At 57.6% G+C, this 25,469-nt stretch carries 24 protein-coding genes; 3 read left to right on the top strand and 21 right to left on the bottom strand.

Annotation, left to right across the window (positions count from 1 at the left end; genetic code table 11):
• Nucleotides 1-17: 17 nt before the first annotated feature.
• From GOX45_RS03380 to GOX45_RS03320, 13 genes are all read right to left on the bottom strand, one after another.
• Nucleotides 18-950, bottom strand: a complete 933-nt coding sequence (locus GOX45_RS03380) for a PfkB family carbohydrate kinase (protein ID WP_171097959.1) — start codon at nt 948-950, stop codon at nt 18-20.
• Nucleotides 947-1,981 carry an ADP-ribosylglycohydrolase family protein gene (locus GOX45_RS03375; RefSeq protein WP_171097957.1) on the bottom strand — a complete coding sequence of 345 codons (1,035 nt, stop codon included), beginning with the start codon at nt 1,979-1,981 and terminating at the stop codon, nt 947-949. Before GOX45_RS03375 ends, GOX45_RS03380 begins: the two co-directional genes overlap by 4 nt.
• 2 nt (nt 1,982-1,983) lie before the next feature.
• Nucleotides 1,984-2,685, bottom strand: a complete 702-nt coding sequence (locus GOX45_RS03370; RefSeq protein ID WP_254444455.1) for a GntR family transcriptional regulator — start codon at nt 2,683-2,685, stop codon at nt 1,984-1,986.
• A gap of 626 nt (nt 2,686-3,311) precedes the next feature.
• Nucleotides 3,312-4,412 (bottom strand): M56 family metallopeptidase, encoded by a 1,101-nt coding sequence (locus tag GOX45_RS03365; RefSeq protein WP_171097952.1) that lies wholly within the window; start codon nt 4,410-4,412, stop codon nt 3,312-3,314.
• The gene (locus tag GOX45_RS03360) at nt 4,399-4,794 is read right to left on the bottom strand and encodes a BlaI/MecI/CopY family transcriptional regulator (protein WP_171097950.1); all 396 of its coding nucleotides are present in this window, start codon (nt 4,792-4,794) and stop codon (nt 4,399-4,401) included. The genes GOX45_RS03365 and GOX45_RS03360 overlap by 14 nt, the downstream gene beginning before the upstream one ends.
• 66 nt (nt 4,795-4,860) lie before the next feature.
• Nucleotides 4,861-5,262 (bottom strand): DUF2160 domain-containing protein, encoded by a 402-nt coding sequence (locus tag GOX45_RS03355; protein ID WP_171097948.1) that lies wholly within the window; start codon nt 5,260-5,262, stop codon nt 4,861-4,863.
• Nucleotides 5,263-5,270: 8 nt separating this feature from the next.
• A complete protein-coding gene (locus GOX45_RS03350; RefSeq protein WP_170401963.1) occupies nt 5,271-6,068 on the bottom strand; it encodes a carbohydrate ABC transporter permease in 798 nt (265 codons plus the stop codon).
• Nucleotides 6,065-6,928, bottom strand: a complete 864-nt coding sequence (locus tag GOX45_RS03345) for a carbohydrate ABC transporter permease (protein ID WP_170670891.1) — start codon at nt 6,926-6,928, stop codon at nt 6,065-6,067. Before GOX45_RS03345 ends, GOX45_RS03350 begins: the two co-directional genes overlap by 4 nt.
• Complete coding sequence (locus GOX45_RS03340; RefSeq protein WP_171097946.1) at nt 6,925-8,001, bottom strand: ABC transporter ATP-binding protein; 1,077 nt, start codon at nt 7,999-8,001, stop codon at nt 6,925-6,927. The genes GOX45_RS03345 and GOX45_RS03340 overlap by 4 nt, the downstream gene beginning before the upstream one ends.
• Before the next feature lies 1 nt (nt 8,002).
• On the bottom strand, nt 8,003-9,052 hold the full coding sequence (locus GOX45_RS03335; RefSeq protein WP_171097944.1) for an ABC transporter ATP-binding protein: 1,050 nt from the start codon (nt 9,050-9,052) through the stop codon (nt 8,003-8,005).
• Nucleotides 9,053-9,133: 81 nt separating this feature from the next.
• The gene (locus tag GOX45_RS03330) at nt 9,134-10,873 is read right to left on the bottom strand and encodes an ABC transporter substrate-binding protein (protein WP_171097942.1); all 1,740 of its coding nucleotides are present in this window, start codon (nt 10,871-10,873) and stop codon (nt 9,134-9,136) included.
• Nucleotides 10,874-11,385: 512 nt separating this feature from the next.
• Nucleotides 11,386-13,803, bottom strand: a complete 2,418-nt coding sequence (gene gyrB / locus GOX45_RS03325; protein WP_171097941.1) for a DNA topoisomerase (ATP-hydrolyzing) subunit B — start codon at nt 13,801-13,803, stop codon at nt 11,386-11,388.
• Between the two features lie 102 nt (nt 13,804-13,905).
• Nucleotides 13,906-14,478 carry a TetR/AcrR family transcriptional regulator gene (locus GOX45_RS03320; protein ID WP_171097939.1) on the bottom strand — a complete coding sequence of 191 codons (573 nt, stop codon included), beginning with the start codon at nt 14,476-14,478 and terminating at the stop codon, nt 13,906-13,908.
• A gap of 99 nt (nt 14,479-14,577) precedes the next feature.
• Between GOX45_RS03320 and GOX45_RS03315 the strand changes: the two genes are divergently transcribed.
• Entirely contained in the window at nt 14,578-15,144 is a 567-nt protein-coding gene (locus GOX45_RS03315; RefSeq protein ID WP_171097937.1) for a carboxymuconolactone decarboxylase family protein, read from the top strand.
• Here GOX45_RS03315 and recF read toward each other — a convergent pair.
• The 7 genes from recF to mutM form a co-directional block, all read right to left on the bottom strand.
• A complete protein-coding gene (recF, locus tag GOX45_RS03310; protein WP_171097935.1) occupies nt 15,141-16,238 on the bottom strand; it encodes a DNA replication/repair protein RecF in 1,098 nt (365 codons plus the stop codon). The two genes, GOX45_RS03315 and recF, sit on opposite strands and share 4 nt — an antisense overlap.
• 59 nt (nt 16,239-16,297) lie before the next feature.
• Nucleotides 16,298-17,419 carry a DNA polymerase III subunit beta gene (dnaN, locus tag GOX45_RS03305; protein WP_171097933.1) on the bottom strand — a complete coding sequence of 374 codons (1,122 nt, stop codon included), beginning with the start codon at nt 17,417-17,419 and terminating at the stop codon, nt 16,298-16,300.
• 228 nt (nt 17,420-17,647) lie between these two features.
• Complete coding sequence (dnaA, locus tag GOX45_RS03300) at nt 17,648-19,024, bottom strand: chromosomal replication initiator protein DnaA (RefSeq protein ID WP_171097931.1); 1,377 nt, start codon at nt 19,022-19,024, stop codon at nt 17,648-17,650.
• Nucleotides 19,025-19,175: 151 nt separating this feature from the next.
• Complete coding sequence (locus GOX45_RS03295) at nt 19,176-19,313, bottom strand: hypothetical protein (RefSeq protein ID WP_171097930.1); 138 nt, start codon at nt 19,311-19,313, stop codon at nt 19,176-19,178.
• A gap of 246 nt (nt 19,314-19,559) precedes the next feature.
• On the bottom strand, nt 19,560-19,823 hold the full coding sequence (gene rpsT, locus GOX45_RS03290) for a 30S ribosomal protein S20 (protein WP_171097928.1): 264 nt from the start codon (nt 19,821-19,823) through the stop codon (nt 19,560-19,562).
• A gap of 229 nt (nt 19,824-20,052) precedes the next feature.
• Nucleotides 20,053-20,829: an enoyl-CoA hydratase gene (locus tag GOX45_RS03285; protein WP_171097926.1), complete on the bottom strand. Its 777-nt coding sequence runs from the start codon at nt 20,827-20,829 to the stop codon at nt 20,053-20,055.
• Between the two features lie 66 nt (nt 20,830-20,895).
• A complete protein-coding gene (gene mutM, locus GOX45_RS03280; RefSeq protein ID WP_171097924.1) occupies nt 20,896-21,747 on the bottom strand; it encodes a bifunctional DNA-formamidopyrimidine glycosylase/DNA-(apurinic or apyrimidinic site) lyase in 852 nt (283 codons plus the stop codon).
• 86 nt (nt 21,748-21,833) lie between these two features.
• Between mutM and ubiE the strand changes: the two genes are divergently transcribed.
• Entirely contained in the window at nt 21,834-22,586 is a 753-nt protein-coding gene (gene ubiE / locus GOX45_RS03275; RefSeq protein ID WP_171097922.1) for a bifunctional demethylmenaquinone methyltransferase/2-methoxy-6-polyprenyl-1,4-benzoquinol methylase UbiE, read from the top strand.
• Nucleotides 22,587-24,116 carry a 2-polyprenylphenol 6-hydroxylase gene (gene ubiB, locus GOX45_RS03270; RefSeq protein WP_171097920.1) on the top strand — a complete coding sequence of 510 codons (1,530 nt, stop codon included), beginning with the start codon at nt 22,587-22,589 and terminating at the stop codon, nt 24,114-24,116.
• Nucleotides 24,117-24,214: 98 nt separating this feature from the next.
• Here ubiB and GOX45_RS03265 read toward each other — a convergent pair whose 3' ends face one another.
• Complete coding sequence (locus GOX45_RS03265; protein ID WP_171097918.1) at nt 24,215-25,390, bottom strand: acetyl-CoA C-acyltransferase family protein; 1,176 nt, start codon at nt 25,388-25,390, stop codon at nt 24,215-24,217.
• Nucleotides 25,391-25,469: the final 79 nt, after the last annotated feature.

Here is a 25,469-nt window from a genome sequence, read left to right as displayed (position 1 = left end):
TGGTTTTCCGTTGGTTTCTATCCCGCTTCTTTTAGGCGAAGCGTTTCCTGGATTGTGGTCAGGTCCGGCGCAGTTGCAGGCCCATGCTGCGTGGTCGAAATCGCGGCGGCGATATTGGCGTAGAGCGCGGCCTCGGCCGGGTCTTGTCCCCGCGCCAGGGCCGCGATGAAAGCGCCGATATGGGCATCCCCCGCGCCGTTGGTGTCTACCGCCGCAACAGGGTGGCCTGGAACCCGCCGGTGGTGCCCGTCCCATGCCACGATAGAACCTTCGCTTCCAAGACGAACCACTGCGCCACCAGCGCGATCCTCGGCCAGCCTTTGAGCGGCGTTCAACGGGTTGCGTTCGCTCGTCAAAACTGCGGCTTCGGCGGCATTCGCACTGACCCATGCCGCTCGGGACAGAACTGCTGCAATCGCTTCGGGTCGGACAGAAGCAATCAGCGGTCCGGGGTCAAATACGAGGTTTGGAATCTTCGGCTCAACCTCAAGCCAGCGGGTCAAAGCCGGGCCGGTACCTTTGTAGTAGAGCGTATAGCCCGATATGAGGCTCCAATCGAATTCCGCCGTCGCTATGCGACGTAAGTCGGGCTCGGCAATATGTCCCTCGGCACCCTCAGCAGCAACGAATGTGCGTTCGCTCGCTTCGTCGATCATCACGGTGCAGCAACCCTGATCGCGCTCGCTATCGCGCGGATGCAGGCATTCGATCTCTTCGGCGTCCAACGCATCACGCACCATCTCACTCAGCGGACCGGTCCCCAAAGACCCGGCATAGATGACGGTGAGCCCCGACCGCTTGGCCGCCACCATGGCATTATACCCGCCACCGGGGGACATATCGAAACCGTGCACGATGGTCTCGCTGCCCGGCCTTGGAACAGCCTCGACGCGGTAGATCAGATCTACAATCACACCATGAAGCTGCAGCAAGCGCGCGGGAGCACTCATGATACAACCTCCCTCGAATGGACGGGTGCGCGCCTACGCAAGGCAATTAATCCCTCCGATATGTCTTCGATTTCAAGGGCGTTCGCCGATTTCAGCCTTTCGAGATGCTCTTGCGGGAGTCCATCCATGCCACATCCCGACGCACACATTGCACAAGCCATCGCTCCGATCGTGTCGGTGTCATCGCCGATATTCGCCGCCAACAACCCCGCGCGCCAGACATCGCCCGCCGCCATGCGCATCAGACCGAACGCGGCGGGGACAGCCTCGTGGCTGACCACCGAGGTGCCGACACGTTCGGCAAAGACATCCACCGGGACCCCCGCTCCCGCAAGTTTGACCGCATGCGCGATGCGCTCTGCCATGTCACCAATACCAGTCGTGTGGCCCCGCTTTTGTCCCAACTCGGCAGCTCTGATGGCGGTTTCGAAAGCAGCACTGTCACCGGCGCCCCCGACCCGCGCGCTGATGTAACCTGCCACAGCGGCCGCAGCGGCGATGGCCTCGCCGGTGTTGTGGGTCACGCGACATGTCTCTTCAACCGCAGCCACCAGAGCGTCGATATCCTCGGCCGGAACCATGATGCCCACAGGGGCGATGCGCATTGCCGCCCCGTTTGTTGTTCCCGACTTGCCCGCCTCTGCGGGGTTAGCTCCGTGGCGGATCGCCTCCAGTGCGGCTTTGCTTGAAGGCCCGAGCAGATCCAAAAGGCCGCGCGCCTTAACCCCGGCTTCCCACTCAAGCAGGTCCTCTGTCCAACCTTTGGCGTCAAACGCACCCGGGCAATCGATCAATCGGCGTGCCAAGAGAACGGTCTGCTCGGTGTCGTCGGTGACCTGGGCAGCATCAAGCCCGTCGGAAACCGGGTGGCCCGCGAATGGGGCCACGAACCCTTCTATGGTCCCATAGTTGCGGCGGATCTCTTCCCGCGTGAGGGTCTGTGACGGCATCCCGAGCGCGTCCCCCAAGGCCAGCCCGTAGAGCGTCGCCGCCGCCCGATCCCTCTCGATATCCTGACCTGCGGCCCTCATGGTCAAAACTCGAAGCTTAGGGCGAAGAGGTCAGGGTCCAGCAGGCTTTCGACGAACTCCACCACGCTGTTGTTCGCAGCGCGGCTAACCCTGCGAAGCTTCAGCATCGGCAGTCCGGGGTCGCAACCCAAAAGCGCCGCGTCCTCCTCGGACAAAGCGCGTTCCACACCAGCCCATTCACGCCCCCCAAGTGCAGTCAGGCCGCGTGATGTCAATGTCTCGGTAATCGAGCCTTCGACCAGGCCATGTTCGAGAACATTCGCAAACCCGTCGTGCCACGGGATACGGCTGCGTTCCAGCGATACGCCCCGCCCGGTTTCGACACGGAACCGAATACGGTCCACTTTTAGGCAATCACTGCCCAACGGCAGTTCGTGGCAATCAATCTCCATCGGGCCCCGTGACAAGGACAGGATACGGGATTGTAGCCTTGCGGCTTTTGCGGACAACGAAACCGACCATCCTGCCGCGCTGTCAATTACCTCTCCGTCATAGGTCACGAAAGATCCGCTGCCGACCCGCGTGGAGATCAGCCCCTTCTCGACGAGCAGAGCAAGGCTCTTGCGGATCGTATTGCGGCTCACCGAAAACCGGGAAACCAGCGCGGCTTCACTGGCCAGAGCATCCCCAAAGGCAATCCGCCCAGCACGGATATCTGCCTCGATGGTAGCAGCGATCCGCTCGAATTTCGCGAGATGGGCCATCTGTTCTAAGTTCCTCATCTAATAAGGAACAGGTTAGTACAGATATTTTGATGGTGTCAACATGGCCTGGTTTTTCGGACGCGCTTGATAGCTATTACCGCTCCCTCAAAGCTCGGCTATTTCCACCAACCGGTCATTACCCAGAGGAAAAGGCGGACAAAGCCACGGACAATAGGATTGCGAACAGGAATACCTTTGGGCATCTGTCGTAACGGGCTGCCACACGCTGGCTATCCCATCAGCACCTGCGCAAAGATGCCCTTATCGTTCCATCACGTCCAACGATCATCGAGCGTTTACGGGGTTTTCGCTGTCCTACAGAGGCCAAGATCCCGTTCAACTATGTTGACCGTATTCCTTTGGTTTTTCAGGCCAGCGTGAGCCATCGGGGCTGCAAAAGACAATCTCGTATAGAACCTGTTTTTCATCAACGCGAGGCGCGCCGTGGGACTTGGAAACAAAGCTCTAGAGGCGCGAACTGCGCGTCGCTCAACTAGGAAAGATCAGACAGTTCCCGCTCTCGTTGTTGAGACGTGAACCATCCCCATTTTCAGCAGTCGATGGGCCCTGAACCTTGCAAAAACGGCAAGTAAAACCCTCAGCCCGCAATGGACGTAAATTACAGCTTATTCACTGCCCTGATTCCGAGCTTCCAGCCGTTCCAAGTTTACGACCGTCGAAAGCATAATACGATCATGGCTCCAGTTTTGAGTTTGACGAACCGAGGCCGAGCCAATTGCAAGCACAACGACCAGGGAAAGTGTTAGGCCAAAGAAGATAGCTGACAATTGGGTTGTCTTCACTGGCGCGTCGGTCAAGGCAATCACACGCTGACGCAGAACACGCTTTGCTTTCGGCCCATTAACCAGGGCCACATGAAGAATACGCGGAACTTTCAGGTTAACCGAACGTGCGCAGTAGTCCAGCAAACAGGCCGTATAGTCGGTCGCCTCAATCCCTTTGCGCGAGACGACGGACTGATCGCATGCCAATTCGCGAAGCCGGTCAAACTGATGCTTTATCGCCAGATAGGCCGGGTTCCAAAATAGCAGCGGGCGCAAAAGCTCGAAACCCAGCTCCCATTCCACGTCGAGTGCGCGGATATGCTGGAATTCATGTGCCAGAGCAAAGCGCAAATCGCGTGGCGAGTTCAGCAGATGGCTGGGCAAAACGACGTGACGGCGACGCAGGCCGCGTACAGCAAAGGGCACGGTCACGCGATCTGAAAGACGAATGTCCACTTTAGCCGATTGTCGCCATAGAAAGCTGGTCCGGACGGCCTTGCGAATTGCAAGCGCGTTCAGCGCAACCCGAATTGCCAGAACAGCCGCCAGCAAAACAAGTACGCTCAACGCGAAAACCACAAAGGCAGAGCCGCCTGACAGGACATGATCAACCCAACGTTCGCGTGTGTTCAGAAGGGTTTCAAACTGCGCAGCCGGCATGGCGATTTCGCCGCGCAGATAGGCCGCCACTGCGATATCCCCCAGCGCGACAGCGCGTTCTGGCCACACCTGACTGACAAAGCTTGAAACACCCATCGCCAAGGCCGGGCTGAGCATAACGCCGATGCAAAGTATCTTGAGCGAACGAAGCTGAGCAACAAAGCCATACCGCATTGGCGTAAGCGACAATGTCCCACGCACTGCCAGCCAGATCAGCGCCGAAAATCCAAGCACAACGTTGAACTCAAGAAACGCATCGAGAACCGGTTTAACCGCTGTCATTTTGCAGTCTCCTCTCTACCAGTGCTCGAATTTCCTCCAAGTCATCTTCTGTCAGCCCTTCATCGTCTACGAGCCTAGCAACCAGTGTTGCGGGTGTATCGTCAAACAGGGTCCGGGAAAGATTCTGCAGCGACCGCGACTGGTACCTGTCTTTTTCCAGTAGCGGTCGGTAGGTCAGCGACTTGCCGTTCTTCTCGCTTTCGACGAACCCTTTTTCATCAAGGATCCGCAGAATGGTCGCGCCGGATGTGTAGGCGAGATTGCGATCAGGTGGCAGGCGATCAAGGACATCGCGGACCGAGCCCTGACCCAGCGCCCAGAGCTCGTTCATGAACTCCAGTTCCACTTCGGTCAGTAGATTGGATGTCTTTTTCTTTCGCATCGGTCCAAGTGTCGCCATTTCTTAGTATGCCTGCCAGACAAGCATCCTTTCATCATTTCTCAAAGCCTAAACTTTCCAGAAAACGAAAAAGCCCCAGCCGATTGACAGGAAAAGCGGGGTCCAGACCGGTTGTCCAACCAATCCAAGCCAGGCGAGGAAAATGTACGCCGATCCCAGCAGCGTGATAAACAGACGATCCCCAAGCGTGGTCGTCAAACCCAGAACTCCGCGCCGTTCTATCCCGTCACGGAACTTGAAGCCCTCAAGCAAGCCGATCAGAGCTATGGCCGAGAAAATCCCGACAAATAGCGCCAGTGTTGCCGGGGTCCAGGCCATCCAGAAATCAGGCCACAACGGATCGGTCCAAGAGAAACCTTTTTCTTCTTGCTGGCCGACATTACCCCAACCGGCCTGTTGGGCAAATGCGGCAGTGGGGAGAAAAGGCAGGATGAGAAGACGTTTACGCATTTCGAACCTCACACACGTCCCATCGCGAAACCGCGCGCGATGTAGTTGCGGACAAACCAGATGACGATGGCGCCGGGAATGATGGTCAGGGTGCCGGCTGCGGCCAGCAGGCCCAGTTCATACCCTGCACTGGACGCGGTCCGGGTCATCACAGCGGCGATGGGTTTGGCTTCAACTGCGGTCAGCGTCTTGGCCAGCAGCATTTCCACCCATGAGAACATGAAACAGAAGAAGGCCGCCACACCCACACCCGCCTTGATGTTGGGCAGGAAGATTGTGACAAAGAAACGTGGGAATGAATAACCGTCGACATAGGCCGTCTCATCCAGTTCCTTCGGGATACCGCGCATGAAGCCTTCGAGAATCCACACCGCCAGCGGCACGTTGAACAGCGTATGTGCCAGCGCCACGGCCAGATAGGTGTCGAACAGGTGAATCGACGAGTAGAGCTGAAAGAACGGCAGCGCGAACACGGCTGCAGGGGCCATCCGATTGGTCAACAGCCAGAAGAACAACTGCTTGTCACCCAGGAACCGATAGCGCGAGAATGCATAGGCAGCAGGCAGGGCAACACAGACCGAAAGCACCGTGTTGATCGTCACATAGATGATCGAGTTGATATAACCCCAGTACCACGTCGGGTCGGTGAAGATCGTGACATAGTTCTCCAGCGTGAATGTCTGGGGGAACAGGGAAAAGCCCGACAGGATCTCGTTCGTGGTCTTGAAAGACATCGCCACCAGCCAATAAATCGGCAACATCAGGAACGCGATATAGAGGATCGGGATAAGAGACCGCTTCTTCATTGCGCGTCATCCTTTGTCATCAGAGTGTAAAAGACCCAACTGACCAGCAGCGTGATTGCGAAATAGATCAGGCTCATCGCCGCCGCAGGGCCAAGGTCGAACTGTCCCAGCGCGATCTTCACAAGGTCAATCGACAGCAGGGTGGTCGAATTTCCGGGGCCACCGCCGGTCAGAACGAAGGGCTCGGTATAGATGTTGAAACTGTCCATAAAACGCAGCAGGACAGCGATGGTAAGAACCGTTTTCATCTTGGGCAGTTGAATGTAACGGAACACCGACCAGGGGCTTGCACCATCGATCTTGGCCGCCTGGTAGTAGGCGTCCGGGATCGACACGAGCCCTGCATAGCACAGCAGTACCACCAAAGAGGTCCAGTGCCACACATCCATGACGATAACCGTGATCCAGGCCGACAGCGGCTGTTGGGTCATGTCATAGTTGATGCCAAGAACGTCATTCAGGAAATAGCCCATCAATCCGATTTTGGGCAGGGTGAAGATGTTCCACATCGAACCGACCACGTTCCATGGGATGAGCATCGGCAAGGCCATCAGCACCAGACATACAGGCACCCAAAACCCTTTGCGTGGCATCGACAGAGCCACGATAATACCCAAGGGCACCTCGATCAGCAGGATCAGGAAGGTAAAGAGGAACTGCCGACCGAGGGCCGCTTGGAAACGGTCCGAGCGCAGGATTTGCTCGAACCAGCCCAACCCTTCCCAGAAGAATTGGTTATTGCCGAAGGTTTCCTGCACCGAGTAGTTGACCACCGTCATCATCGGCACCAACGCGTTGAAAGCGACAAGCGCCAGAACCGGCAGGACAAAGAACCAGGCTTTTTGGTTTTCCGTTCTCATTGCGCCCGCTCCTCGGTTGCGATCCAGCCGTCGCGGTAGACGCGCGATTGTTCGGCTTTGAAATTCAGATAGACATGCGATCCGGGGTCGGGCGCGTTGTGTTCAGCGACAGCTTTCACTGCGGTATTGCCGACCATTGCGCTGACCACGAAATGCCGGCCAACATCCGACACTTTGGTGACATGTGCCGGAATGCCTGTCTCGCCAAAACTGATGTATTCCGGCCGGATACCCAGATCCGTGCGACCGCCTTCACCGTTGGTCGTACCCTCCAGCAGCACCTCGTGACCTTCAAAAATTGCACGATCACCTTTGGCTTCGCACGGTAGGACGTTCATGCCAGGTGAGCCGATGAAATGGCCAACGAATGTGTGCTGAGGACGCTCGAACAAGTCCACCGGTGTGCCGATCTGGACCACTTCACCTTCCTGCATCACCACGACTTCATCGGCAAAGGTCAGAGCCTCGGTCTGGTCGTGGGTCACATAGATCATCGTGGCTTTGACGCGCTGGTGCAGTTCTTTCAGCTTGGACCGCAGCTTCCATTTCAGATGCGGATCGATCACGGTCAGCGGTTCGTCGAACATGACCGCGTTCACGTCGTCGCGCACCAACCCGCGCCCCATTGAAATCTTCTGTTTGTTGTCCGGGCTGAGGCCGCTGGCACGGGTGTTCAGCATATCCGTGACATCAAGCATCTCGGCAATCTCATCGACTCGGCGCTTGATCGTGGCCGCGTCTACGCCCCGGTTCTTGAGTGGAAACGCCAGGTTCTCGCCCACGGTCATCGTATCGTAGATCACGGGGAACTGGAAAACCTGCGCGATGTTGCGCTGATCCGGAGGGAGTGCGGTTACGTCCTGGTCATCAAATAGTATCCGACCTTCAGAGGGGGTTAGAAGGCCGGATATGATGTTCAGCAGCGTAGACTTGCCGCAGCCCGACGGCCCGAGCAGAGCATAGGCCCCACCGTCGCGCCAGGTCACATCAATTTCCTTCAGCGCATAGTCCTCGGAGCCTTTCGGCGCGGGCATATAGCTGTGTCGCAGGTTGGAAAGCTTGATTTGTGCCATCTTAGGCCACCCTTTTACCGTCTTGGCCGAAATACCGGCAATGGGCCGGGTTCATGTAGAAACTGTGATCCTCGCCCACCTGATAAGGATGCACACCGGCAGCCAAAGACACCCAGTCATCCGCCCCATGCCGAAAATGCGCGCTTGAATCTGAACCAGACAGCTCGGTCACGATAACACGGCCCGTCAGTTCGACATCAGCATCCGAAGCGCGAAACGGTGTCACCCGATGCGGACGCACTGCCACCATGTATTCACCGTCAGCCATATCCGAGACAGACCAGCCGCCACCGCCTTCCAGTTGAGCTTGCGCACCTGAAACGGTGATCCGGGCCACGTTGATTGGCGGGTCCGAGAAGACGCGGGCGGCAGCCAGATTATCAGGATTGCGGTAGATATCCGCAGTCGGGCCAAATTGGGTAACGCGGCCGTCTTCCATCAGGGCAGTGTGACCACCCAGAAGCAGCGCTTCTTCAGGTTCCGAGGTGGCATATACCACCACCGCACCGCGCCCGGCGAACAGGTCCGGCAGTTGCTCACGCAATTCCTCGCGCAGCTTGTAGTCGAGGTTCGCCAAAGGTTCGTCGAGGAAAACGGCACGGCTTTCTTTGGCAATCGCGCGGGCCAACGCGGTCCGCTGTTGTTGACCACCGGACAATTCATGCGGACGGCGGTTTAGCATCGGGCGCAATTGCAGCAGGTCGGCCGCCTCTTCTACACGACCTTCGATTTCGGATTTTGCCATCCCCGCAACGCGCAAGGGCGAGGCGATATTATCGAAAACGGTCATATGCGGATAGTTCACAAAGAATTGGTGAACCAGGCTGATTTGCCGCTTCTGCGTGTTCAGCTTTGTGACGTCCTGCCCATCCATCAGGACCTTGCCCGAGGCCATTGGATCCAGCCCGGCCATCATCTTGATCAGCGAGGTCTTTCCCGATCCTGTAGCGCCCAACAATACGTTGAAATGGCCAGTCTGAAGCGTCAGAGACGTCGGTTTGATATGGATGACGTTGCCAACCCGTTTGGTCGCGTCTTGAAGTTCAATCATGTCCGTGAATTCCGATCCCGCAGCGCGATCACGCTGTCTTGGTGTGGGGATGCCGCGAACGGCACCCCCGGTTGCTTTGGTTTACTGAGACTGCCAGCGCGCAACCAGTTCGTCATAATTGACTGTCTGGCCCTGCGGCTTTTCGTTCTCAAGCTTGGCCTTTGGTGAACCTGGCTTTTCCAACCAGAAGGCAGCGTCCTGTGGCTCGTTCAAGCGCGGACCACAGCCACCGTAGACACCGGCGCTTTCATCCGCGGCCTGCATCCGGGCCATGGTGATGTCCATTTCCTCGGCCAGACGATCCATCGCCTCTTGCGGGGTGAAGGCGCCCGAGTTCACGTCACCGATCTGCTGCCACCAGATCTGGGCCAGCTTCGGATAGTCCGGCACGTTGATGCCGGTCGGCGACCATGCCACGCGATCAGGCGAGCGGTAGAACTCGACCAGACCACCCAGCTTGGGCGCGCGCTCGGTGAACGACTCGTGGTTGACCGAGCTGTCGCGGATGAAGGTCAGACCCACATGGGACTTCTTCACGTCGACAGTTTTGGAGGTCACGAACTGAGCATAGAGCCACGCAGCCTGAGCACGATCTTCCGGGGTCGATTTCAGGAAGGTCCACGACCCCACGTCCTGATAGCCAACTTTTTGGCCTTCTTCCCAGTAGGGGCCATGTGGGCTGGGCGCCATCCGCCATAGCGGCGTGCCTTCGTCGTCAACAGTGTTGTTGCCTTCAGACTTCGGCTTTACCATGTCGGCGGTAAAGGCGGTGTACCAGAAGATCTGCTGGGCCACGTTGCCCTGGCTAAGCGCCGGTAGCGACTGATAGAAGTCATACGACGCCGCACCCGGAGGCGCATAGTTCCGCAACCACTCGTCCCATTTGCGGATCGCATAGACCGCAGCCGGACCGTTGGCGGCACCACCGCGCGAGACGGACGCCCCGACAGGGTTACAGGTGCCCGCTTCCATGCGGATGCCCCATTCGTCGACCGGAACACCATTCGGCTCGCCGACGTCACCGGCACCAGCCATAGACAGCCAGGCATCGGTCATACGCCACCCCAGGTCAGGTGCGCGCTTGCCATAGTCCATGTGGCCATAGATCGCGACACCGTCGACTTCTTTCACGTCATTGGTGAAGAACTCGGCGATGTCTTCATAGGCCGACCAGTTGACCGGAACGCCTAGGTCATAGCCGTATTTCGCCTTGAACGCGGCCTTGTTGTCTTCATCGTCGAACCAGTCCTTCCGAAACCAATAAAGGTTCGCGAACTGCTGATCAGGCAATTGGTACAGTTTTCCATCCGGACCTGTCGTGAACTGAATGCCCATAAAATCATCCAGATCCAAGGTTGGCGAGGTTGTCGCCGCCCAGCTGCCTTCCATCATATCGGTCAGCGGATAGGCCAGTTGCAGTCGCGAGTGCGTACCGATCAGGTCACTGTCATTGACGTAGCCGTCATAGAGGTTCCGGCCGGTTTGCATCTGCGTTTGAACGGCTTGAACCACTTCGCCTTCACCGAGGATCTGGTGATTGACCTTGATCCCTGTGATTTCCTCGAACGCCTTGGTCAGAACCTCGGATTCGTAGGAATGCGTCGGAATACCCTCGGACAGGACGTTGATTTCCATGCCCGAATACGGTTGTGCAGCTTCGATAAACCACTTCATTTCGGACAATTGCTCGTCCTTCGACAAGGTCGAAGGCTGGAATTCGTCGTCAATCCAACGTTGTGCTGCGGCTTCGTCGGCCCAAGCAGGACCGTGCCCCGCAATGACGGCCGCTGCCGCCACTGCGGAAAGTAGATGTCTCCGCATCTGTCTCCTCCCAAAGATAATGTGATCCGGCGCACACCGGATGACAGACAGCATCGGTGATATTCGGCGCCGCTGTCAAACTAAAATTTTAGTAATAGAGATTTTTCAGCATATAATATTGATTTTATAGAAAAATTTATACCTAATGGAATGCTAAAATTTGAATATACGTTCAAACATCGGCTGTCCGTTGGAGCTCAAAGCATCGCGAAATGGTTCGTTCAAAGTTGACTCAACATCAGCCGTTCCAACGCAATTTAGGTGAAAGACGACGCTGAACGTCGGCCAATTTCAAAGCTCAACTAGCCTATTCGCTGTTGCGGCGAACGACCGTCTCCCACCTACTAGTTGGATTTCAAAGATGGCTCGCGCCGCTCTAATACGCATGGTGTCGTGCCTGAGCGGACCTAGTCCAGGCCCGACTGATTTCAGCCGAACCGCAGCGATACCCATTTTTCTGTGGATCAGTTCCAAGTTCGCTCGCGAACGATTATGGGCATCCCTACAAGGCTCTAAAAGTCCAGATTCTCCACACTCAGCGCGTTTTGTTGGATGAACTCGCGACGCGGCTCGACAACATCGCCCATCAGCTTGGTAAAGAGGTCATCGGCCTCGACCATATCATCCACGCGCACTTGCAGCAGCGTGCGGGCATCGGGGTCCAGCGTGGTTTCCCACAGCTGATCGGGGTTCATCTCACCCAGACCCTTGTAGCGTTGCAGCGACAGGCCCTTTTCGCCCTCTTCGAGGATGGCGCGCAATAGGTCCAGCGGGCCGTGGATGACCTGAGATCGGTCGCGGCGCACCAGTGTTGCTGGCGTGTTGTAGATCTCTTGTAGGCTTTGGGTGAAACTGCCGGTCTTGCGTGCCTCGCCCGAACGCAGCATCGGACCGTCCAGTGTACGCACCTCTTCTACACCGCGCAGGATACGTGCCAGTCGAATGCCATGATCCTGGGTGATCCGGCCCTGCCAGCCGCGCTCATATTCCAGCGCGATCAGATCCAGACGCGCGGCAACCTTGTCGGCCACGCCTTGCAGGTCGGCATCTACCGCGCCGGGAACAAAGGCCCCGGCAACAGCGGCCTGTTCAAGAATGTGGCGCGGATAGTGTGTCGGGAACGCATCCAGCACACGTTTCAACTGCCGCGCTTCGTCGACCACGCGGGTCAAATCCTGGCCGATGATCTCTTCGCCCGAGCCGAGTTTCAGCACCGCACCTTCGACGCCCTGATTGATCAGGTAGTCATCCAGCGCCGCTTGGTCTTTCAGGTAAACCTCTGATTTACCACGCGAAACCTTATAGAGCGGTGGCTGAGCGATATAGAGGTATCCGCCTTCGATCAGTTCCGGCATCTGCCGGTAGAAGAAGGTCAGCAGCAGGGTGCGGATATGCGCGCCGTCCACATCCGCATCGGTCATGATGACGATCTTGTGGTAGCGCAGCTTTTCGATGTTGAACTCATCGCGGCCGATCCCGGTGCCAAGCGCCATGACCAGATTGCCGATCTCCTGGCTCGACAGCATCCGGTCAAACCGCGCCCGTTCCACGTTCAGGATTTTCCCGCGCAGGGGCAGAACCGCCTGTGTCAACCGATCCCGGCCAGTCTGGGCCGAGCCCCCGGCCGAGTCCCCCTCGACCAGAAACACTTCGGTCTTTGACGGGTCTTTCTCGGAACAGTCCTTGAGCTTTCCGGCCAGATAATTCACATCCATCGCCGTCTTGCGTCGTGTCAGTTCACGCGCCTTACGGGCAGCTTCCCGGGCCAGCGCGGCCTCGATAATCTTGCCGACGATGGTTTTGGCCTCATTTGGGTTCTCTTCGAACCACTCGGCCAGTTTTTCGTTCATCAGCCCTTCAACCGCCGGGCGCACCTCGGAGCTGACGAGTTTGTCCTTGGTCTGGGATGAGAATTTCGGGTCAGGTACCTTGACCGACAACACACAGGTCAAACCCTCGCGCGCATCGTCGCCGGTAAAGCTGACCTTTTCCTTCTTCGCGATCCCGCTGGATTGCGCATAGTTGTTGATTGTCCGGGTCAACGCACCTCGGAATCCCGCCACATGGGTACCGCCATCGCGCTGCGGGATGTTGTTGGTGAAAGGTAGCACCGTCTCGTGATAACTGTCATTCCACCACATCGCGATCTCGACCCCGATCTCGTCGCGCTCACCCTTGATATAGATCGGCTCGGGCATGGCCGGAGTTTTCGACCGGTCGAGGTATTTGACGAATTCCTTGACCCCGCCCTCATAGAACAGCTCGGTTTCCAGCCGCTCCGCCGGGCGTTCGTCGATCAGGATGATCCACACACCCGAGTTCAGGAAGGCAAGTTCGCGAAGCCGTTTTTCCAAAGTTTCAAAGGAGTATTCGAGGTTCGAGAACGTGTTGGTCGAAGCCAGGAACCGCACCTCTGTCCCAGTACGATCCCCACACTCACCAACGACTTTCAGATGCTCTACCGTCTCGCCGCCCTCAAAGCGGGCCACATGCTCTTGTCCGTTGCGCCAGATCCGCAGCTCCAGCCAATCCGACAATGCGTTTACTACCGAAACGCCCACGCCGTGCAGACCGCCCGACACCTTGTAAGAATTGCTGTCGAATTTGCCACCCGCATGCAGCTGCGTCATGATGACTTCGGCTGCCGAGACACCTTCTTCGGGGTGAATATCCACCGGAATCCCACGCCCATTGTCACTCACCGACACGCTGGAATCCGCATGAATCTTTACTGTCACATGGTCGGCGTGACCGGCAAGCGCCTCGTCAATCCCGTTATCAACAACCTCATACACCATATGGTGCAGACCCGAGCCATCATCGGTGTCCCCGATATACATGCCGGGGCGCTTTCGAACCGCCTCCAAGCCTTTGAGAACTTTGATGGAATCCGCGCCGTATTCCTGGGGTGCCTGTGCGTCTTCGGACATTCAGTCAGTACCTATATTATTTTCGTATTTTATACGTTTTCTGGTAGGGAATGTCACGCGATCCCCCAATATTTTGTGTGGAATTGGGTGTTTTTTTGTGGATCAAAGCCGATCCAAATCAGCTGCGATTTCATTGGCGATTTCAACACCATTCACGTCATCACGTTCAGCCGACAGTCGCAGCCCCAACAAGTCAGATTGATAACGCGCGGCCAACCGATCGGGATCATGGTCTGTACCTATTTCACCCGCTTCCTGAGCGCGCCGAAAAAGCTCTGCAAAACACGCCTTCATCTCAACCATATGCGCCCGCGCCTGAGCTGCCAATTCGTGATCCCGAGCCTGCAACTCGGCGTAGGTCTTTGACAGCATACAGGCCTTGGTCGGAATGTCCGCAGCTTCGATCACACGCAACGGCTGAGCCTTGAGCGCTCCAAGCGGCCCTAACTCTTGCGCCATGTCCATCATGTTGGTCACACCGTCCTGCGCATACCGCTCGAGCGCCAGGGCATAAAGCGCGTCCTTTGACCCAAAGGCCGCGTAAAAGCTGCCGGGCTTCAGCTTCAACTCGCGCTCCAGATCTTTCAGCGACGTCCCGGCCCAACCGTAACGCCAAAAGATATCACGCGCCTGTGCGATCAGCGCGTCTCGGTCATAGGACGGTTTGCGGGGCATGGGATCACCATTTCTTGAACGTTCGCTCAAATATATACTTGAGTGATCGCTCAATAAAGCCTAAATACGACTCATCCCGCCAGAAACAGGAGTTTTGATATGGCCGATTTCCCGTCACACGACCTCACCACCGCACCCGAAGCGTCCAAACCGCTGTTGGAAAAATCTCAAGCTGCTTTTGGGCGGCTGCCCGGCCTGCACAAGGTCATGGCGGAAAGCCCCCAGCATCTGGAAGGCTATCAGGTACTGCACGGCCTCTTCATGCAGACCGATTTCGACAATGATGAAAAAACCGTTGTCTGGCAGACGATCAACGTCGAGAACGAGTGCCACTATTGCGTCCCCGCCCACACGGGCATCGCCAAGATGATGAAAGTTTCGGACGAGATCACCGAAGCTCTGCGCAATGAAACGCCATTGCCGTCGGCCAAGCTCGAAGCGCTGCGCACCTTCACCCTTCAAGTGATGGAAACCCGCGGCAACCCGACCGAAGCGCAGCTTCAGGCCTTCTTCGACGCAGGCTATTCGCACCGCGCGGTTCTGGATGTTGTTCTAGGTCTGGCGCAGAAAACCATGTCGAACTATGTCAACCACATGGCCCAAACACCCGTAGACGAGGTCATGCGCGGCTTCCTGTGGGAACGCAAAGTCAGCGAACCTGCCTAGCCGGCCACGGTTGAGCCTTCGGTGCCTTCGGTCACAACCAGCATCTGGGCTCTGCTTTCCAATTCCGCAAACAGCTCTGGCCCGGTGCCCGTCATCCAGGCCTGAGCACCCAGCGCGCAAATCTCGTCGTAAAGCGCCGCCCGCCGACCCGCATCCAGATGCGCGGCCACCTCATCCAATAGAACAATTGGGGGTGCGCCAATCAGGCGTGCCAAAGCCCGGGCATTCGACAGGATCAGCGACACCAACAGCGCTTTTTGCTCACCTGTCGAACAATCCCGTGCGGGCACGCCCTTGGCGGCAAATACCCCATAAAGATCCGACCGGTGCGGCCCGACCAGCGTGCGCCCCGCCGCCAAATCGCGGAACCGGCTTTCACTGAGTGCCTCGCGCAGATCCTCTGCTGTTTCAGGCATCGCGCCTTCGGTCTGGATCAGATCCAGCTCCGCCGACGGAAACGCGGTTTCGGCCTGTGCCTGTGCTGCGCGCAGATGCTCCAAAGCTGCCAAACGCGCCTCGTGGATCCGGTGCCCCGTCTCGGCCATCTGCGTCTCAAGGGCTGCATACCAATGCGCGTCCCGCACCTGCTCTTTCAACAGCCGGTTACGCTCACGCATGGCCTTTTCATAACTCAGTGACGCCTCGGCATGAGATGGATCAAAGCTCAGCGCAATACGGTCCAGAAACCGCCGCCGCCCATCGGCACCTTCGATCCACAAACGATCCATCGATGGCATCAACCACACGACGCGGGCCAGCTTGCCCAGATCAATCTGGCTCGCCGCCTTGCCGTCAATCCGAACCTGCCGCGCCGCGCCGCCTTCAGACCAGGTCTCGATCTCATAGCGTTGACCCTGCGCATCCAAAACCGCCGACAGCTTCCACCCCAACGCCTCGGGGCGACGAGTCATTTCGGCCGCGCTCGCCCGCCGCATCCCGCGCCCGGGTGAAAACAGTGACACCGCTTCCAGGATATTGGTCTTGCCTGCCCCGTTCGGCCCATGGATCGCCACCGGTCGCCCATCCAAAGACAAGCGTGCCAGTTTGTGCGACCGAAAATGCGAGACCGTAAGCTCGGTCAGGGCCAATCCCATGACCCCTCCCTTCTTCTGTTCAAAGATACCTCCGCCGGAGGCATCGCGCGTCAGCGCGATCAGACGCGCATCGGCATGACCACATAAACCGCGCTTTGATCATTGCCTTCACGCATCAAGGTCGGATCACCTGCCGAGTTGAACATGAACACCGCGTTTTCGCGATCCACCTGGCTGGCGATCTCCAGAAGATATTTGGCGTTGAACCCGATTTCCAGCCGCTCGTCGCCATAGGCCACGGCCAACTCCTCCTCGGCGGCGCCACTGTCGGGCGCATTGACTGACAGGATCAAACGGTCCCCGTCCAGCTGCAATTTCACCGCCCGCGAGCGTTCTGACGAGACGGTCGCCACACGATCCACGGCCTGGGCAAATTCCGCCGCATCCACTTCGAGCTTGCGGGTGTTGCCCTGCGGAATGACGCGTGTGTAATCGGGGAAAGTCCCGTCGATGACTTTCGAAGTCAGGGTAATCTCTGGAGTTGCAAAACGCACCTTGGTTTCGCTGACAGACACCGCAATGTCCATCTCGTCATCTTCCAGAAGCTTGCGCAGCTCACCCACTGTTTTACGCGGAACAATGACGCCCGGCATATCCGCTGCGCCTTCCGGCAGATCGGCATCGATACGCGCAAGCCGGTGTCCATCGGTCGCCACACAGCGCAGCACTTTGCCGCCATCCGATCCATCGGCCACATGCATATAGACGCCGTTCAGATAATAGCGTGTTTCTTCCGTCGAGATCGCAAATTTCGACTTGTCGAACAACCGGCGCAGCAACGCGGCTGATGCGGTAAAGTTCGACTGGTATTCCGAGGACGCCATCACCGGGAAATCCTCTTTCGGCAGCGTCGCAAGCGAGAAATTCGACCGACCAGCTTCAACCGTCAACCGACCCGCCGCACTGTCAGCGGTGAGGGTCACCAGCGCCCCGTCTGGCAGTTTGCGCACGATCTCATGCAGGGTTGTGGCCGCAACCGTTGTTGCGCCTGACTTTTCGACCTGCGCTGGCGCCTTGTCCACCACTTCAATATCCAGATCGGTCGCGCGGAACTGTACCTGATCGCCTTCAGCCTCAATCAGCACATTGGCCAGTATCGGGATAGTGTTGCGACGTTCCACAACGGATTGGGCCTGAGAAACGGCCTTGAGAAGGGTGCCGCGTTCGATGCTGATCTTCATACCCTCTATTCCTCTGACTTGAGTGCCAAAATGGGCGGGACTGGCACGTTAGCGTCTCAGCCCGCGGGCACAAGGAGTTTTTACGGTTTTCTGGGTCGGAATACCCAAAGCGTCAAGGGGCGCGTGCACGATCCAAGACAGTTAACGATGGATCGTGGACAATTATGCACAAGAAAACGCCCCGAACCTGCAGGTCCGAGGCGTTCTGTGAGTGGCTGGCTTTATCTCTCAGGCTTCCAAAGCGCGGCGCAGCATCTCCACGTCTTCGGCAATCTGACCATCGGTCAGTTTCAACTCTTCGATGCGTTTGACCCCATGCATGACTGTTGTGTGGTCACGCCCGCCAAAACGACGCCCGATCTCAGGCAGCGATCGGCTGGTCAGCTGCTTGCACAGATACATGGCAACCTGGCGCGGACGGGCGTAAGACCGCAAACGCTTGGGGCCAACGATGTCACTGATACGGATGTTGTAATATTCCGAGACCTTGCGCTGGATCTCTTCAACCGTGATCTTGCGCTCGGACGCGCGCAGCACATCCGCCAGACAATCCTGCGTCAGTTCCATGTCAATCTCGCGCCCGACCAATGAGGCGAAGGCGAAGAGGCGGGTCAATGCGCCTTCCAGCACGCGCACATTGGTCGAGATGCGGTGGGCCAGAAACTCCAGAACGCCATCCGCTATGACCAGATCAGGATAGGTTTTGCTGTATTGCTGTACCTTGTTCTGCAGGATGCCCAAACGCAGCTCATAGTCGGTTGGATGCAGATCCACGACCAGACCACATTGCAAACGGGATTTCACGCGGTCCTCAAGATCCTTGATCTCACCCGGTGCGCGATCTGCCGAGATAATGATCTGTTTGTTCTGATCAACCAAGGCATTGAAGGTGTGAAAGAACTCTTCCTGAGTAGAATCCTTGCCGGCGATGAACTGCACGTCATCCACCATCAGTACATCGACAGACCGGAACAGATGTTTGAAATCCATCATCCGACGTTCGCGCAGTGCCTGTACAAAGCGATACATGAACTGCTCGGCCGACAGATATAGGACATTCAGTTCCGGATGTTTGGTTTTCAGCTCCCACGCGATGGCGTGCATCAGGTGAGTTTTACCAAGCCCTACACCACCATACAGCACCAGCGGGTTAAACGTGACCGGCCCACCTTCGGAAACCCGACGCGCTGCCGCATGAGCCAGCTCGTTGGGTTTGCCCACGACAAAGCTGTCAAAAGTAAAGCGTGCATCAAGCGGTGCTGCCTGCAGCGATTCCATCTGGCCCTGCGCAGGCGCATGGACGGGTGGAACAGCCCGTAACATGTCCGGCTTTTCCGCGGTGTCCGACGGACGTACCGGAGAATTCGCCGCCGTGCGGAACGACAGGCGTTGTACAGTCTCGCCTGCGATATTCAATTCATACAATATCAGATCAGCAAAATTCTGGCTGACGTAGTTACCCATAAAATTGGTCGGTGCCGAAAAGACGGCAACGCCATCCTTCAACTCTTGAAACTCCAAAGGCTCGATCCAGGTCGTAAAATTGTTCTGTCCAATGGCCTTCAGCAACTTGTTACGCAGTAGTCCCCATTTCTCTTGTGTCATTAAGCGCCTCACGCATCCCATTCTTTATTGGCCTGTCGGCCTTATTCATGTCGCCCGGTCCCCCGGATCGCGGAATTCACACACACAGGAACCCTATCGCCAGACCAAGAGATCTGGCGGTTTGGTTTTCCGTCGCTCAACGCAATACCTCTCAATACCCCGCAGCAGGGCAGCCCAGATCGGTAGGCGCATCACGCTTCAATTTTGACAGGGCTGAGATCGTCGGCAAACCCGAGACCCAGAGCAGATCGTCCATCCGGCAAAACCGGTTTTCGAACATTCGTCCCATGAGATCCAGCCAATGCCCGTCAGCAAGATCGTTGGAACAGCCTGTCCCCCCAAGCGAGTGAATCGCTGAATCAGTGGTAGCAAGAGCCGGGCGCTTCGGGCAACGAAACTCTGATATTGACTCGGGTCTGAGAGCGAAAGAATCTCTCGGTTTCGTGAGGACGCGGCATTCTGGCAACAACAAAAAAGGGCGCCGCAATGCGACGCCCATGCTTAGCAGCCTTTGCTGATTTTGGCTAACGTCAAGTTAACCCAGCGCTTTCACCCGCGCCGAAAGGCGCGACATTTTGCGAGACGCTGTATTCTTGTGAAAAACGCCTTTGGTGACGCCGCGCATCAGTTCGGGCTGAGCTGCGCGCAATGCTGCGGATGCAGCTTCCTTGTCACCGGATTCGATTGCTTCTTCTACTTTGCGCAGGAAAGTACGGATGCGCGAACGACGTGCTTTGTTGACTGCGAAACGCTTTTCGTTCTGACGCGCGCGCTTCTTTGCCTGGGGCGAATTTGCCATTTGTCTCTGACCTTTGTTCGGTACGTTTATCTAGGGTTGCGCGCCACGGAATTATCCGCACCGGATCAGAAATCACGAGTGTGAGTCGGGCCAAGCGGGCCGCACGCGCATGTATGACGGCGGTTACTATCCAAGTTGTCCGGCTTTGCCAAGCGGATTCTTGATCGTAACCAGCGCCCACAATAAAGGCGGGCATTGGCCCGCCTGATCGTTGTGTTCAGACCCCGGCCTATTTGTCGCGGAACTGCGCGGCCCGTTTTTCCAGAAACGCGGCCATGCCTTCTTTTTGATCTTCGGTGGCAAACATCGAATGGAAAACCCGACGTTCGAACAACATACCTTCGCTCAGCGGCAGTTCATAGCTGCGGTTCACAGCCTCTTTGGCCGCAATTGTGCTCAGTTGCGATTTTTCTGCAATCTTCTGCGCGGCACCCACAGCTTCTTCGATCAGCTTTTTGGCAGGTACCACCCGGCTGACAAGACCAGCACGTTCTGCTTCTTCGGCATCCATAAAACGGCCGGTCAGGTTCATATCCATCGCTTTGGATTTACCCACGAACCGCGTCAGGCGCTGTGTTCCACCAAGGCCGGCGATGACACCCAGATTGATCTCGGGCTGACCGAACTTGGCCGTATCAGCGGCGATGATGAAATCGCACAGCATCGCCAGCTCGCACCCACCGCCCAGCGCATAGCCCGCAACGGCAGCGATGATCGGCTTGCGAATGGCAGACACGCGGTCATTGGCATCGGCAAAGAGGTTAACGTTGAACACGTCAACAAAGCTCATCTCGGACATCTCTTTGATGTCCGCACCCGCGGCAAACGCTTTGTCCGAGCCGGTGATGACGATGCAGCGCACCTTGTCATTCTTATCCGCGTCTTCCAGCGCATCGCACAATTCCCCCAGCAACTGGGTGTTCAGCGCGTTCATCGCATCTGGACGGTCAAGTTTGATGAGGGCGACGTGGTCTTCGATTTCGACGATGATCGTCTCAAAAGCCATGAGGTAAAAGCTTCCGGTTGTTCCGTTCAGATACGATTCCTTATCATCTGATTTCGTCGGATCAAGTTATCTTTGGCATTGCGCACAATAGAAGGATGAGCGACCAGACTGGGTGATTCTCTTGATCGTCCCACCGCATCCTGCGGTGCGGCAGGGTTCACCTTCGCGCCCATACACGTCAAAGCTGTGTTGAAAATATCCAAGCTCTCCATCAGCTTGGCGGAAATCGCGCAGGGACGATCCGCCCGCTTCGATGGCATCCTGCAACACCTGCCGGATGATCGGCACAAGTGCCGCAACACGCGCCGAAGAAATCTGCGCCGCTTTGCGACGTGGCGACACCTTGCCGCGAAAAAGGGCTTCGCAGACGTAGATATTCCCCAAACCCGCAACGATTCCCTGATCCAGCAAGGCCGATTTGATCGGCGTGTTCTTACCTTTGAACGCCTCAATCAGATGCTGCTCATGAAAATCATTGCCCAAAGGCTCAGGCCCCAGAACCGACAGCAGCTTGTGCCGCTCCGCCGTTGCGGTTGGCAGCAGATCCATCGCACCAAAGCGACGCGGGTCGTTGAAAGTGATGCGCGCACCATTGGCCATGTGGAACACCACATGGTCATGCTTTTGCTTGGCGGGATGATCATGCACGAACTGCCCCAAAGGATCCCCCGAGACCGTCATCCGCCCCGACATGCCCAGATGGATCAGCAATGTCTCTGCACTACTCAGATCGGCCAGAATGTACTTCGACCGTCGCCGCAACCGCTCCACCCGCTTGCCTGTCAGCCGTTCGGCCATATGGTCCGGGAAAGGCCAGCGCAGATCTGGGCGATTGACGTCAGCCCGCGCAATCACAACCCCTTCCATCGCCGGGATCAGACCACGCCTGACTGTCTCGACCTCGGGCAATTCGGGCATGACTTGGCTCCTGTTCCAAAGGGCCGCATTGTGCCCGCCTGTTATGGCCCTATAACAGAGGCGAAATTCGACAAACGGCAAGGCAAATGTCCGACAGCAACGACAAGACCACTCATTTCGGGTTCGAAACCGTGCGCGAGGCTGAAAAGGCCGGGCGGGTGCAAGGCGTATTCAACTCGGTCGCCTCGAAATATGACGTGATGAATGATGTCATGTCGATGGGCATTCACCGGGTCTGGAAAGACGCCATGATGGATTGGTTGGCCCCGCGCCCCGGTCAGCACCTGCTGGATGTGGCAGGCGGCACCGGCGACATTTCCTTCCGCTTTCTCAAACGCGCGGGCCACGGCCACGCCACCGTTTTGGACCTGACCGAACCCATGCTGGTCGAAGGCCGCCAGCGCGCCGAAGCCGACCAGATGGCCGATAGCCTGAACTGGGTGGTCGGCGACGCGATGGCCCTGCCCTTCGACGACAACAGCTTTGACGTCTATACGATTTCTTTCGGCATCCGGAACGTGACCCGCCCGCAAGAGGCTCTGAATGAGGCATATCGCGTTCTGAAACCCGGTGGCCGCCTGATGGTGCTGGAGTTCAGCCAACTGCCCAATGATGGACTGCAAAAGCTCTACGACCTCTACAGCTTCAACGTCATTCCCCGCATGGGCAAACTGATCGCCAACGACTATGACAGCTATCAGTATCTGGTGGAATCGATCCGCAAATTCCCCGACCAGGATACCTTTCTGGGCATGGTCCGAGCCGCTGGATTTGAAAACGCCAAATACCGCAATCTCAGCATGGGCATCGCGGCGCTGCATTCCGGTTGGAAGATCTGAATGCGCGGCCCCCATAACATCATCCGCCTGATCCGCACAGGCGCCACGCTCGAGCGCACCGGAGCCATGAACGTGGTGTTGGACGCGTTCGAGGCCCCGCGCGCCTTGCGGATCGTGGCGCATACGTTGGGCAAACCGTTCCAATGGCTGGGCTACAAAGGCGACCCGTCAATGCCTCCGGCCACCCGCGCGCTCACGGCTCTGGGCCCGGCCTACATCAAGTTCGGACAGGTGCTCTCCACCCGCCCCGATGTGGTCGGGGATGAACTGGCCGAACAACTTCGCGTGTTGCAAGACAAGCTGCCTCCTTTCTCCAAAGCCAAGGCCATGGCCGAAGTTGAGAAAGAGCTGGGTCAGCCCGTCTCGGACATCTTCAGCGAGTTCAGCGAACCCATCGCAGCCGCCTCGATCGCGCAGGTGCACAAGGCCAAGCTGGTCAGCACCGGCGAAGATGTCGCGGTCAAAGTGCTGCGCCCGGGCATCGAACGCGCCTTCCGCAAAGATGTCGACGCGTTCTATTTCGCTGCCCGCATCGTTCAGCTTTGCGCCCCCGGGGCCCGCCGTCTGCGCCCGATGGAAGTGATCGAGCATTTCGACGGCGTGGTCCGAGGTGAGCTGGACCTGCGCCTGGAAAGCGCCGCAGCCTCGGAATACGCCGCAAACACTAAGGACGATGCAGGATTCTGGCTGCCACCGGTGGTCTGGTCGCTCTCTGCCCGCCGGGTGATGACACTCAGCTGGGCAGATGGCATCCCGTTGGGCGAAAATGACGCCCTGGATGCGGCTGGCCATAATCGCCACGACCTGGCCCAACGCGTTCTAAGGCTGTTCCTGCTACATGCCTTGCGCGATGGCTATTTCCACGCCGATATGCACCAAGGCAACCTCAAGGTCGCGGCCAATGGGGATATCATTGCGTATGACTATGGCATCATGGGCCATATCGACGAATATACGCGTCGGGTCTATGCCGAGATCCTCTTTGGCTTCATCCGCCGCGACTATAAACGCGTCGCCGAAGTGCATTTCGAAGCCGGATATGTCCCTGCCAACCAGGACGTCGACGAATTTGCCCGCGCCCTGCGCGCCGTGGGTGAACCGATCTTTGGCATGGACGCCACCCATATCTCGATGGGCCGCCTTCTGAACTATCTGTTCGAGGTCACCGAGCGTTTCGGCATGGAGACCCGCACCGAGCTGATCCTGCTGCAACGCACGATGGTGGTGGTCGAAGGCGTCGCCCGTTCGCTGGACCCCCATATCAACATCTGGGAGGTCGCGCGCCCTGTGGTCGAAGACTATATCAAACAGTCGATAGGCCCGCGCGCGGCGCTCCGCGATTTTGGCAAAACCGCTTTGGTACTGGCTCGGTTCGGCCCACGCCTGCCTGCGCTGGTCGAAGACGCCCTGATCGCCCAAACCCAAAAAGACGACCCCAGCGGCAAGGGGCTCGGCGCGACCCTGCTACCGGCTGTCATCGGCGCTGCCGCGGGCGTCGTCGCAACACTGTTGATCATGACACTCGGATAAACCCGGCCCGTTTGCTTTGACTGGCTAAAAATATCCTCGCGGGGAAACACTCCCGCAGCGCGAAGGGGGGCAGACAGCCCCCTTCCTAAACAGGCGGATCAAAGTCGCTCTATGGCAATCGCTATCCCCTGACCACCGCCAATACACATGGTGATCAGCCCTTTTGAGCCACCGATACGCTCCAGTTCATACAAAGCCTTCAAGGTGATGATCGCGCCGGTCGCACCAACCGGATGCCCCAAGGCAATCGCACCCCCGTTCGGGTTCACTTTGGCAGCGTCCAGTCCAAGTTCCTGATTGACCGCCAAAGCCTGCGCGGCAAAGGCCTCGTTGCTTTCGATCACATCGAAATCATCGGCGGACAAGCCGGTCTTGGCAAACAGGTTCTGTACCGCCGGAACCGGACCAATGCCCATCACCTCGGGCCGAACGCCCGCGTGGGCATAACCGAGAATGCGCGCTTTGGGTTTCAAACCGGCCTTCTCTGCCGCATCCGCCGTGGCCAGAACCATCGCTGCCGCACCATCGTTGATGCCCGATGCATTGCCCGCAGTCACGCGCCCGTCTTTCTTGAACACCGGACGCAAACCGGCCAGTGCCTCAGCCGTGGTCGCTTTGGGATGCTCATCCACCTTGAAATCAATCATGTCGCGTTTGACCTTGACCTGCACCGGCGCGATTTGGGTGTCGAAATACCCGGCCTCAATCGCCTCCGCTGCCCGGCTCTGACTGGTCAGCGCAAACGCATCCATCTGTTCCCGGCTGATCTGATGCTCGTCCGCGACATTTTCTGCCGTCACGCCCATATGGCCAGTGCCAAAGGGACAGTTCAACGCGCCCAGCATCATATCCAATGAGGTAACATCTCCCATCTTTGCGCCCCAGCGCGCCTGCGGCACGATATACGGACTGCGCGACATGCTTTCGGCCCCACCTGCCACGGCAAACTCGGCATCGCCTAGCATCAACGATTGAACCGCCGAAACAATCGCCTGCGCGCCCGATCCACATAACCGGTTCACATTCATTGCAGGCGTTCCGTTGGGAATGCCCGCCTGCATCGCAGCAACCCGCGACAGGTACATATCGCGCGGCTCGGTATTGATGACGTGACCGAATACAACATGCCCGATCTGCGCGCCTTCAACACCAGACCGTTCCAGTGCTGCCTCGGTCGCGACTGTCGCCAGATCAATCGGGGCTGTCGAAGACAAAGCGCCACCAAACGTGCCGATGGCGGTCCGCGCACCATCCAGAATTACTACATCCGTCATGTTTTCTCCTCCAAACTCTGCGCGTTTTGCTCTTGCAACATGATCTGCATATTCCATGGGCTGTCACGACCGGAATTGA

It is taken from the genome of Ruegeria sp. HKCCD7255, assembly GCF_013031565.1.
Taxonomy (GTDB): domain Bacteria; phylum Pseudomonadota; class Alphaproteobacteria; order Rhodobacterales; family Rhodobacteraceae; genus Ruegeria.
Note: the sequence above shows the minus strand (reverse complement) of the source record. Positions and strands in the feature narration are given on the sequence as shown.